An 11,077-nucleotide genomic window follows, 5' to 3' on the forward strand; every position below is an offset into this window, starting at 1 on the left:
ATGGCGCAAGTAATACGGATTTTGACGCATTCATCGTTCAGAACACCACGGGTACACTGGGAGTACAGAAATTGAGGAGGCGAACCCCATGACCAATTTGCAAAAACCGATCGGCTCAAAATTCGGAGCGGCTTCCACGGCCGCTGAAGTTATCCAGGGAATTGATCTGTCCGGCAAGACCGCAATCGTCACCGGCGGCTACTCCGGTCTCGGCCTGGAGACGGCGCGGGCGCTGCGCTCCGCCGGCGCCCAGGTGATCGTCCCGGCGCGTGATCTTAATAAAGCAGCAACAGCACTCGCGGGAATTGGAGGCGTCCAGATTGAGGCGATGGACCTGATCGATCCGGCATCCATTAACGCCTTCGCCCAAAGGTTTCTGGCATCCGGCCAGCCGCTGCATATCCTGGTAAACAGCGCCGGCATCATGGCCGGTCCGCTGACGCGCGATGCGCGGGGATATGAATCGCAGTTCGCGACCAATCATCTCGGGCACTTCCAACTTGTGAGACAATTGTGGGCCACTCTGCTCGAGGCGAATGACGCCCGGGTCGTCTCAGTATCTTCGTGGGGACACCGCCGCTCTCCCGTCATATTTGAAGACCCCAACTTCGAACGCCGCGAGTACGAGGCATGGGCGGCTTACGGCCAATCGAAAACAGCCAATATTCTTTTTGCCCTGGAGCTGGACAAGAGGGGCAAGGCAGACGGCGTGCGGGCCTTTTCCCTGCATCCCGGCAGCATCGTCGGCACCGGTCTGCAAAAGCATGTGTCACGCGAGGAACTGCGAGCGTTCGGAGTGATCGACGAAAACGGAAACCAGATCCTGGACCCGGCGCGGCAGATGAAGACCGTCGAGCAGGGCGCGGCGACCAGCGTATGGTGCGCCGTGAGCGAGCAGCTTGATAGCATGGGCGGCGTCTATTGCGAGAACTGCGAGGTCGCAGAATTGTATGACGATAAGTCGCCGCAATCGTTCGGCGTGATGCCTTATGCAGTCGATCCCGAAGCGGCGGAACGTCTCTGGACTCTGAGCGAGCAGTTCACTTTGTAGGAGAGGGAGAAATTTATGTTGGAAATTGAAGGCAAAGTTGTCGCCATCACGGGCGCAAGCAGCGGAATCGGTGAGGCGACGGCGCTTCTGCTCGCTGAACGGGGCGCGAAGGTCGTCCTCGGCGCACGACGGTCGGAACCTCTGGAGGCGCTCGCCGCCCGTATTATCGAAACGGGCGGTGACGCCGCCACGCTGTCCATGGACGTCAAACAGCGCGGCGACTTGTCCCGCCTCGTCGATTTGGCGTGTGAGCGATATGGAAAGCTAGACGTTCTCGTCAGCAACGCCGGCGTCGCACCAATTTCCCTTCTCGATGATCTGTGTGTCGAGGATTGGGAGGAGATGATCGACGTCAACATCAAAGGCGTTCTCTACGGGATCGCCGCCGCGCTGCCAGTCTTCCGCAAACAAGGGTTCGGGCAGTTCGTCAACGTTCTCTCGACGGCGGGGATCATTATCAAACCAACCATGGCGGTTTATGCTGGAACGAAGAACGCCGCGCGCGCCATCACCGAAGGACTGCGCCAGGAAGCCGGCCCTCATCTGCGCGTGACCGCGATTTCACCCGGCTTCGTTCGGACGAACCTCGCGGATTCCATGACAAACCCGGAGATCAAAGCCCAAACCGCCAAAACCAGCAACGAGATCGCGATCTCTCCAGACGCCATCGCCCGCGCGATCGCATTCGCCATCGAGCAGCCGGCTGATGTCGATGTGAGCGAGATTGTTATCCGTCCCACCGCGCAAGGGTAACTCTATTATCGGAGGAACACATTCATGACGCTGAGCACACGCAAATTAGGAAATCAGGGGTTAGAAGTCTCGGCCATCGGCCTTGGCTGCATGGGCATGAGCCAGTCTTACGGCCCGGCGGATGAGGGCGAATCGATCGCGACACTGTATCGCGCCATCGAACTCGGCTGCACGTTCCTCGACACGGCGGAAGTCTACGGCCCCTACACCAATGAGGAGCTGCTCGGTCGGGCGCTTGCAGGCCGGCGCGATCAAGTGACGATCGCCACGAAGTTCGGCTTTCATCTCGAAAACGGAAAGCAAGTCGGCGCCCAGCGAGACAGCCGCCCCGAACAGATCCGCGCGGCGGTGGAAGGCTCCCTGCGCCGCCTCGGAACCGATCATATCGATCTGCTCTACCAGCACCGCATCGACCCCGCCGTCCCTATCGAAGACGTCGCCGGCGTGGTCGCCGATCTGGTCCAGCAGGGCAAGGTGAGATACTTCGGCCTGTCCGAAGCCGGCGTCGCCAACATCGCCCGCGCCCACGCCGTCCACCCTGTCTCCGCCGTGCAAAGCGAATACTCGCTTTGGGAGCGCAATCTCGAAGCAGACGTCATCCCCGCCCTGCGCGAGCTGGGCATCGGCCTCGTGCCGTTTTCTCCCCTGGGCCGAGGCTTCCTGACCGGCGAGGTCAAGCGCGCGGAAGAGTATCCCGAAGGCGACTACCGGCGCAACGATCCCCGCTACCAGGGCCCAAACTACGACGCGAATGTCCAGGCCGCCCAAACCGTCCGCGACATCGCCGAAGCCATCCACGCAAAACCCGGCCAGATCGCCCTCGCCTGGCTGCTGCACAAAGGCGAAGACATCGTTCCGATCCCCGGAACCAAGCGCCGAACGTATCTGGAAGAAAACGTAGCCGCCGCAACCATCTCCCTGGACGCCACCCAAATGCAGGCCCTCGATGACGCCCTGGCTCCCGGCAAAGTCTCCGGACCACGCTACAGCGAACGCATCATGGAGACGATCGATCGCTGAGCCGCAGACGCTTCGGGTCATCCTTTGACTGGAACAAACTTCTCCGCAATCCCGAGCAGCGCAGACGCCGCTGGCTCGGGAATGCGCATTGGTGGATCGATGAGCACCTCCAAGGCGACTTTTCTCCATCGATCATGCCTGGAATCGAAGTTCGTCAATCCTAGCAGCCACTCATCGGACTCGACCCGCCATCGCTCAAGCTGCGCGCGCGCTTCCTCGGCCACAACCCAATTCGAAAGCAATGTCAACTCAGATGGATCTTGTTCTGGCTCGAAGATAGCGACACGAGCCAGCAGAATTGCCATAGCGAAGAATGGATACTCCCCATCTGCGGCTTCATCTTCCGGCGTCATACGCAATATCCGCCAGCACAGAAGCCCCAGTGTATTGTGGATCGCTTCCGCCCCTAACAGAAGCGAACTCTCGACCAGCGTGATCAGCGAACTGTTTTCGTGCGTGAGATTGGCGCGCGCTTTCCGATTGTCCGCAATTGTGAGCAGAACGGCGCAGCAAAATGCGCGCCTTAAATGATTGTGTTCCCAATCGTCTTCTCTCCAATCTCTGTCATCCGGTCCAGACCAGCGTATGAGCTCCAGTACCTCTTGTGTCCCAAACTCCATGGGCAGTTGAATTTGCGGTTCGTCACGGATCTGCAAAAGCGCCGCCAATTTCTTATGCGCATCGAATCCGTAATCGGCTTGCGAAATCTCTTGGAGCATGGAGTTATCTATGCGTGGCCTAATCCAGTCGAGGAGCGCCGTTCCCGAATGAGAATAACGCTGGAGCAGCACATCGATTGTTTGATTTTCGCCAGCCATGAGAGTGCCCTAACCTCATCTATCTACGACGAGCGCGGCGCAATCCGCTCCGCAATCTCACGCAGTGCAGACGCCGCTGGTTCGGGAATATTCTTTGCAGGGTCCAGCAGCACGGCAGAGGTGACTTCGCGCCATCGATTGTGTCTTTGATCGAAGTTCATCAACCCTAGCAGCCACTCAACAGAGGCACAGCCCCAATTAAGTTTGCCTCGCACCAGTTCTTCTTCTATAACGATCCAATCCGCAAGCTGCCTCAACTCTTCAGAGTCACTTCCCGGTGCAAATTCAGCGGCGCGCAGCAAAAGAATCGCCATGGCAAAGAAGGGATACTCATCATCATCCATCATTCGCAGTATTCGCCAGCTTAAAAACTGCAATGCGTGATGAATCGCCTCCGGCCCCAGCCAAAGAGCGCTGGCGACAAACTGAATAAGCGTGTCATTCTCCGAATCGAGAATTTTCATTGAATCTGGATCATCGGCTGCTTTGAGCAAAACGGCGCAGGAGAAAATCCGGATCCAATGTCCACGTTCTCCCGTTGATCCTGGCCCCCACTCAGGATCCTCGGGTTCCGACCAGCGCATTAATTCCAGCGTCTCCCGTGGACACCATTCCAGCGGCGATGGTATCTTCTGCTCATCACGTATCGCAACAAGGATACCGTAATGCGCATTTACCCGACGACCATAATCCGCATACGAGATTTCCTGAAGAATTGAGTCATCAATATGCGGCTTCAGCCAATCAAGTAGAGCTGTTCCCGATGGATAAAACGAATTGAGGAGCGCGTCAATCGTAGGGTCGTGAATAGCCATAGGATTGATTTTACCTTCAGGCGGTCTATAACATTAGTATTGGAGCACGGCGGGGAACCATCCCCACCCGCCATCTCGTTACACACCCGGAGCCTCGCGCGCGAGCGCCCAAGATTTCACAGGAGAACACACGATGCAAACACGACAGCTAGGGAAAAGCGGACTCGTCGTTTCGGCGGAAGGTCTCGGATGCATGGGGATGTCGGAGTTTTATGGCGCGACGGACGATGCGCAGTCTACGGAGACTCTGAATCGGGCGCTGGATTTGGGCGTCACGTTTTTCGATACGGCGGATATGTATGGCGTCGGAAAAAACGAAGAGCTGATCGGGCGCGTGTTTCAGGGTAAATTTGACAAGATTGTGATCGCGACGAAGTTCGGCAATAAGCGTAACCCCGATGGGTCGCGCATTGGAATCGACGGATCGCCGGAGTATGTGCGGCAGGCGTGCGACGCCAGCTTGAAGCGCCTCGGCGTTGAGACGATCGATCTGTACTATCAGCACCGCGTCGATCCAAAGACACCGATTGAGGAGACCGTCGGCGCCATGGCGGAATTGGTGAAGTCGGGCAAGGTCAAGCATCTGGGGCTTTCGGAGGCGAGCGCGGAGACGATCCGGCGCGCGAACGCCGTTCATCCTATCGCCGCCTTGCAGACGGAATATTCGCTGTGGACACGCGATGTGGAGACCGACATCCTGCCAACCGTGCGAGAACTGGGGATCGGCTTCGTGCCCTACAGCCCGCTCGGACGCGGCTTTTTGACGGGGAAGATCAAAGATAAGAGCAGCTTCGCCCCCGACGACTTCCGCAGCAGCCGCTCGCCGCGTTTTCAAGGCGAGAACTTCGACCGTAACTTGGTGATCGTCGAACAGATCGAGGCGCTGGCGACAGAGAAGGGCGTGACGCCCGGTCAGATCGCGCTGGCGTGGGTGCTGGCTCAGGGAACGGACATCGTCCCGATCCCCGGCACGCGGCGTATCCCCTATCTCGAAGAGAATTTGAAGGCGCTGGATGTCGTGCTGACGCCAGAGGACCTCAAGCGCATTGACGAAATCGCTCCGCTCGGCGTCGCGGTGGGAACGCGATACGAAGAAGCGGGAATGGCGGCGGTGAATATCTAAGGCGTGCTGACGAATAAATTCGTCAGCTAAGAATTTGCTTGGCCGTCCGGATAAACTACACACGTAGTCTATAATAAGATTATGTATACTTCGCGTCTTCTCTCTCCACTCCTGTGTGCGTCAACGCTGCTAGGCGTCTGCCTATCATTGGTGGCGGCAAAACCTGCGACGGCACGCCGTTCTTTTGCCGCCAACCGCGAGAGCACGGTCAGGCTCGTTGTGTTTCGACCCGATGGGCGGTTCGCTTATGTAATCGGAGCGAATGGTTCGATCTATTCGTACCGCGTGCTGCCGAACGGCGCTCTGCGGCGGATTACGGCGAAGAGCGCTGCGGGGGGAGGCGGGCCGCACAATGCTGTGTTGAGCGCCAATGGCAGGCGACTTTATGTTTATACGACTGATATTGACACCCAGCAGCGACGCGCGCCGAAAGGGTACGAGGGCGCGATCTATCAATATGCGATTGGGGCCAACGGTATAGCAGCTCCGCTAACGCCTGCTGCGGTGGGCGTGGAAACGCAGGATTATCCGCTGGCGCAGATCGATAAAATCCCTCCAGGCAATATTGCGCTCGATCCGACGGGGAAGTACGCATATGTTCCTGTCTGGAATGGCCTGGATGCTTATCGCATCGGGCCCGACGGATCGCTACAAGCCGAGCCGAAGTCGATGAGATCCATGGCGCCGGGCAGCGATGATGGGCGCAGTGTGACGCGGTCCGAAGGCGCGCTTTCGAATCTCGTCATTTCCAAAACGGGAGCGTTTGCTTACTGTCTGGAACTCTCCTCTCCCGCTGTGATTCGCGAGAGTGTGCCGACGACAATGTGCCTCGACTACTTCCAGCGCAACAGGGCCGGCCGCCTCGTGCTCACGGACCGCAGAGGCATTCAGCCACACGGATTTCTGACGGACTATAGAGATTTGTCAACACAACAGCAGTATGGAATGCTGACTAAGCTGGCGCTGACGCCCAGTGATCGCTCGCTAATCGGGGTCGACGCCGCCGGCGGACAGATTGAAAGATACGCACTGGGGGCGAAGGGCAAAATCCTCGGCCACGCGCCGCGCACAGTGAGGAAGATTCGAAGTCCTTCGGAGGTTCTGTTTACGGAGAAGTCGCGAGGATTGATATATCAACGACGCAATCAGCTAGCACGGAATAGCAGCAATTAAAATCGCGCACTTCTACACTCAAGTCGATATTGCGCCAGACAAGTGGTTCAATTGTCAGTTTCAATCGAGCCACCATCCGACTACGGAATGTGCCGAATTTCCACACGACTGGCGGCTACCGAAAATTCGCCTTTGTGGAAGAGCACTCTGTACTCAAATGCGGCTTTTGCGTGTGTGTCTATTTCTTCATAGTACCAATCGGCGTTTTGAAGTTCGCTGAGACCACTGATACTCACGACTTCGTGAAAAGTTAATGTCACATCGCCGATTAGTTCAGAAACTGCATGTCGCGTATCGATCGCAATTTGAAGTGTCTGCCCATCATAGTCAACCTGCTTGACGCGACCATCATGGAATGTTGTATGGGCAAGCACTTTGGCGTCTTCATTCAAAAGAGATTTAATGGAATCGAAATGAGCGCAGCTTGCGATGCATGCATCGTCCCATGCTTCCCTCGCTGCCATTTGACCGCTCGCGACGCATGCTTCTTCCCATGCCGCCTCTGCTTCCCTCGCTGTTAAGTTTTCGCTCGCTTCAAATTCAGGCTGGCTATCCTGGAGCCACTGGTACAGATCGCGTGTAAAGAACTTCAATGATTACTTTTCCTATACGAATTAGCGCCGCTGCGTCAGGATAACGCCGATGAAGACGAGGGCGACGCCGAGGAAGCGTGTGGGGGTGAGTGGGAAACGGGGGATGCCGAGGAGGCCGAAGTGGTCGAGGAGCATGGCGCAGAGGAGCTGGCCGAAGATGGAGATGACCACGACGCTCCCGGCGCCGATGCGCGGCAGGGCGATGACGGCGGCGCTCACGACGAGCGCGCCGCAGAGGCCGCCGAGGTAAGCCCACCAGGGCGCTTCGGTGAGTCCGGCGAGGCGTGGACGGCCGGTGACGCCGCACAGCACGAGGATCAGCAGCGTCACCGCGCCCGTGAGGAACGAAATGAGGGCGCTCATCAGCGGCGACTCGACGGCGAATTTAAGGCGTGTGTTGACGGCCGATTGAAAGGGAATCGCGGCTCCGGCGAGGGCGACGAGGGCAAAGATCCAGTTGCGCATAGTGTGCTAAGGTTCCCTAATGAACGCGCCGCTAAACTTAGCGTTCATCAGGGAAATTTAGCTTCGGACGCCGGAGTTCTTCGGCCGGAGCGAGGCGGGCCAAATCGAGAGCGCCCCTGCTGGATGTCCTCCAGGCGGACCCGGATATTTCCGCTCATCGTCATGGAGATCCGGCGGCGCAGCAGCCCTTCGTAGAGGATGGTCGCTTCCTGCATTCGAAACGCTTTTTCGTAGAGACTAGCCAGCCGGTACTGGGTCAAAATCAGATACGTACTTCGGCTCAAATAAAGGAAGCGCTCCAGCCATTCCAGCGTGGAGACCGCCAGCGAAAGGCGCTCGCGCTCCACACAATTCGCGGCGTGCGCGGCAAGCGCATGGAAGAGTAAACGATCGATATTCAAAGAGCGAAGCAATACGGCAACGAAAATTTGTATTCGCATGGAGTGACCCTTACTTTAGGCTTGCATGAAGAACACAAATATTATACAGTAAGCTTGCTAGGATATTAAAGAAAATCTAATAATTTTAAAGAGCGATTATGCGAGGCGCTCACGCGCCAAACGCGCGTGATGCGTATCGATATTTTGATTGACCGATTGCCGAAACGCCGCGTGGGCGCCGTCGGCTTCGCCGAGGGCTAGGAGGGACTCTCCGAGGTAGTAATAGCCTTTGGGGATCTCGACGGGGTCGGGGGACATCTCCAGATAGTTTTGCCAGAGGCGGCGGCTTCGCTCATAGTCTCCTAGGAGATAGACGGCGCGGGCGACGGATGAGGCCAGCGACAGCGCCGTGCCGCGGTCGTGGGGGAAGTTTTCGATTTGGGCTTCGAGGTAATCGATCCCCTGCATTGCGGCCGCCCGGTTTCCCGTCGTCGCATCCAGCCAGGTGCGCATGCTGCGGCACCAGAGGCTCAGCTTGGCGTCGCACGCAAACTCCCGCTCCGCACTGCGCAGATATGGATCGGCTTCCTCGGGACGACCGGCGCCGAGTAAGGCGCGGGCGCGTCCGAGCGCGACAATCGCCTGATTGCGCTGCTGCAAGGCGGGCACCCAAATATTGGGCGCGGCGGCGCAGTCGTCGAACGCCAGAAGCGCGCCGTCGAAGTCGCCAATCGTTTCCAGACACTCGGCCTTGGAGATATTCGCCGTGCGGCTTGCCTTGGCGCTAAGCGCGATAGCCCGGTCCGCCGTTTCGATCGCTTCGGTGAGCTTGCCCTGGCGTTTGTGAATACTCGCGAGGAAGGCGAGCGCCTCGGCGGCGTCGTCCTTGTTGTGTTTGGAAATGGCGATCTCGTAGCGCTGCTGGGAATGGCGCTCCGCCTGCTCGAAGTCGCCCATATTACTGGTGGCGACCGCCGCCATGCCGTGAATGGACGGTCCGCAGCTGCCGAGGCAGCGGCTCGCGGCCGCTTCGTCCGCCCATTTGATGACCTGATCCATCCGGCCGGCGTTGAACGACGCCACGCAGAGATGCCCGAGAAAGATCGCGCGCGTTTCTTTGTCGGCGGGCAAAGTCGCGGCCAGCCCCTGCTCATACGCTTCGCACGCCTCCACGTACTTGTTCTCACGCTCCAGCAGCATGCCTTCGGTCCGGCGGCTGGCGGGATCGGCCGAAGCACGCTCCGCGCGGTCATGCGCCTGATAACGCTCCGCCTGGGCGTCGGCGGCCAACCCCAATCCTTCCCAGCAGTCGGCCAGGCGCAGATGAATATCGCCCTCCAGCGACGGCGTCAATCGCTCCTTGAGCAGCGATTGGTACAGTTCCACCGCCTCACGATACCGCTGCGCCTGCGCGTACAGTCCCGCCAGACGATAGCGCGTCAGCTTGGACAGACTACCGCGCACCCAGAACGTCATCCGGCTCAAACGCTCCAGGAGGGCGATCCCCCGGTCAATCTCCCCCTTCGCCGCGAGGCGCTGGGCGTGATGCGGCAAGAATGTAAAAACTACCCACTCACCGCCGAGCACAAAGATCAGCAGCGATAAGGATAGCACCAGCGACGACATTGGCGACTCCGTCTATGGAGAGAAATAGGTGATAAACCAGTATACCACGGCTTTTCGGCAGGTTCCTTTCGAAACGCTTTTCTCTGTGTTTGCGTATCCGAATCATATCGATATGGACAAAGCGCAGAAAACCACACGCAACTGGATTATCGGGGCAATCGCCGCACTGATTGTTCTGCTGCCTCTGGCCATCGGCGTCACAAGTTCCGGTGACGACTTGGCGCATGCGGTTCAGGAGTCCAATATCGCGGACGCCAAGGAGTTGCTTGAGAATGGCGCCGATCCCAACACCCGGTTCATGCATTCCTGGCAATGGCGTCTTGATAGCGCTAACAAAGGTGAAATCGACGATCAGTTGACGCTATTGATGTTTGCGACGAAAAACGATCGAACTCCTATTGTGAAGCTGCTTCTCGACCACAATGCGGACTTGGAGCTGCGGGACACACACGATGGATGGACAGCGCTGGAATGGGCGGCGGCGACCGGATGCACGGACATTGAGCGAATGCTGCTGGATCATGGAGCGCGGATCGACGAAACCAACTCCACTCGCTATAACGCAGTCACTATCGCGGCGTCGTTCGGGAATTTCCAGGGCCTCAAGATGCTCGTCGAACATGGCGCACGCCTTAATACTCCGCCCAACAAATACGGCGACACGCCGCTGATTGCAGCGAAGCGATCGGGGAATAAAGAGATGATCGCTTACCTTCGCCGGCGCCACTCCTCGTAACGCCATTCGAAATCCTCTTTTCCTCCTTGGCCCATCTCATCGTGGAATAATACCAGTGGCTTCGCCGCTGCTCTTACGTTTCGTTTCCAGTACGTCAGGGAACTCTCTGGTCTGAATTGACATTTGTATATTGAGCGTGCTAAACTCAACAAAGTTCAGAGATTTCACCCCGTTTGCGGAACAACTGAGGCGAACGTGGCGTTAATAAAGGTAAAGGCAGGGACAAACGATGGCGTTTAAAGATTACCGCGACATCATTCGCCAGATGGAGCGTGAGATGCAGCAGCTTTCGGATGAAGCGTTTCGTGGTTTTTTCGCCGTCCCGATGGGCGGCGCAGGCCGCTTCTGGCAGCCGCCGGTCGATATTCATGAGACGGATACGGCGCTGCTGGTGAAGATGGAGCTGGCGGGGGCGAAGGCCGATGACTTACAGGTTTCGCTTTCCCCGGACGACCGGGTGCTGACCATCAGCGGCGCGCGGGGCGAAACGCATCTTGACCGCGAGGGGCGAGTGCGCTGTCACC

The 11,077-nt window shown here is 58.0% G+C and carries 13 protein-coding genes; 7 read left to right on the top strand and 6 right to left on the bottom strand.

What is annotated here, in order from left to right:
* The first annotated feature begins 88 nt into the window (after positions 1–88).
* Genes ABIZ35_RS06780 through ABIZ35_RS06790 form a run of 3 tightly spaced genes read left to right on the top strand, consistent with a single transcriptional unit; the run spans position 89 to position 2,824 of the window.
* Complete coding sequence (locus tag ABIZ35_RS06780) at positions 89–1,051, top strand: oxidoreductase (protein WP_348219121.1); 963 nt, start codon at positions 89–91, stop codon at positions 1,049–1,051.
* Between the two features lie 15 nt (positions 1,052–1,066).
* The gene (locus ABIZ35_RS06785; protein ID WP_348219122.1) at positions 1,067–1,804 is read left to right on the top strand and encodes an SDR family oxidoreductase; all 738 of its coding nucleotides are present in this window, start codon (positions 1,067–1,069) and stop codon (positions 1,802–1,804) included.
* 24 nt (positions 1,805–1,828) lie between these two features.
* Positions 1,829–2,824 carry an aldo/keto reductase gene (locus ABIZ35_RS06790; RefSeq protein WP_348219123.1) on the top strand — a complete coding sequence of 332 codons (996 nt, stop codon included), beginning with the start codon at positions 1,829–1,831 and terminating at the stop codon, positions 2,822–2,824.
* A gap of 17 nt (positions 2,825–2,841) precedes the next feature.
* Here ABIZ35_RS06790 and ABIZ35_RS06795 read toward each other — a convergent pair whose 3' ends face one another.
* Both ABIZ35_RS06795 and ABIZ35_RS06800 read right to left on the bottom strand, forming a co-directional pair.
* Positions 2,842–3,642: a hypothetical protein gene (locus ABIZ35_RS06795; RefSeq protein WP_348219124.1), complete on the bottom strand. Its 801-nt coding sequence runs from the start codon at positions 3,640–3,642 to the stop codon at positions 2,842–2,844.
* A gap of 23 nt (positions 3,643–3,665) precedes the next feature.
* The gene (locus tag ABIZ35_RS06800) at positions 3,666–4,457 is read right to left on the bottom strand and encodes a hypothetical protein (protein ID WP_348219125.1); all 792 of its coding nucleotides are present in this window, start codon (positions 4,455–4,457) and stop codon (positions 3,666–3,668) included.
* Between the two features lie 133 nt (positions 4,458–4,590).
* On the opposite strand from ABIZ35_RS06800, the gene ABIZ35_RS06805 reads away from it, so the two are divergent.
* Together ABIZ35_RS06805 and ABIZ35_RS06810 are read left to right on the top strand one after the other, a co-directional pair.
* Positions 4,591–5,580 (top strand): aldo/keto reductase, encoded by a 990-nt coding sequence (locus tag ABIZ35_RS06805; protein ID WP_348219126.1) that lies wholly within the window; start codon positions 4,591–4,593, stop codon positions 5,578–5,580.
* Between the two features lie 219 nt (positions 5,581–5,799).
* Positions 5,800–6,753 carry a hypothetical protein gene (locus ABIZ35_RS06810; protein WP_348219127.1) on the top strand — a complete coding sequence of 318 codons (954 nt, stop codon included), beginning with the start codon at positions 5,800–5,802 and terminating at the stop codon, positions 6,751–6,753.
* Between the two features lie 80 nt (positions 6,754–6,833).
* Here ABIZ35_RS06810 and ABIZ35_RS06815 read toward each other — a convergent pair whose 3' ends face one another.
* From ABIZ35_RS06815 to ABIZ35_RS06830, 4 genes are all read right to left on the bottom strand, one after another.
* Positions 6,834–7,346, bottom strand: a complete 513-nt coding sequence (locus tag ABIZ35_RS06815) for a DUF4085 family protein (protein WP_348219128.1) — start codon at positions 7,344–7,346, stop codon at positions 6,834–6,836.
* Positions 7,347–7,367: 21 nt separating this feature from the next.
* Positions 7,368–7,811, bottom strand: a complete 444-nt coding sequence (locus ABIZ35_RS06820) for a DMT family transporter (RefSeq protein ID WP_348219129.1) — start codon at positions 7,809–7,811, stop codon at positions 7,368–7,370.
* Positions 7,812–7,858: 47 nt separating this feature from the next.
* Positions 7,859–8,251 (bottom strand): hypothetical protein, encoded by a 393-nt coding sequence (locus ABIZ35_RS06825; RefSeq protein WP_348219130.1) that lies wholly within the window; start codon positions 8,249–8,251, stop codon positions 7,859–7,861.
* A 96-nt stretch (positions 8,252–8,347) separates the two neighbouring features.
* Positions 8,348–9,817, bottom strand: a complete 1,470-nt coding sequence (locus ABIZ35_RS06830; protein ID WP_348219131.1) for a tetratricopeptide repeat protein — start codon at positions 9,815–9,817, stop codon at positions 8,348–8,350.
* A gap of 28 nt (positions 9,818–9,845) precedes the next feature.
* Between ABIZ35_RS06830 and ABIZ35_RS06835 the strand changes: the two genes are divergently transcribed.
* Both ABIZ35_RS06835 and ABIZ35_RS06840 read left to right on the top strand, forming a co-directional pair.
* On the top strand, positions 9,846–10,553 hold the full coding sequence (locus ABIZ35_RS06835) for an ankyrin repeat domain-containing protein (protein ID WP_348219132.1): 708 nt from the start codon (positions 9,846–9,848) through the stop codon (positions 10,551–10,553).
* A 229-nt stretch (positions 10,554–10,782) separates the two neighbouring features.
* A partial coding sequence (locus tag ABIZ35_RS06840; protein WP_348219133.1) for an Hsp20/alpha crystallin family protein occupies positions 10,783–11,077 on the top strand: 295 nt, incomplete at its 3' end.

It is taken from the genome of Capsulimonas sp. (genome assembly GCF_039929585.1).
In the GTDB taxonomy this organism is placed as follows: domain Bacteria; phylum Armatimonadota; class Armatimonadia; order Armatimonadales; family Capsulimonadaceae; genus Capsulimonas.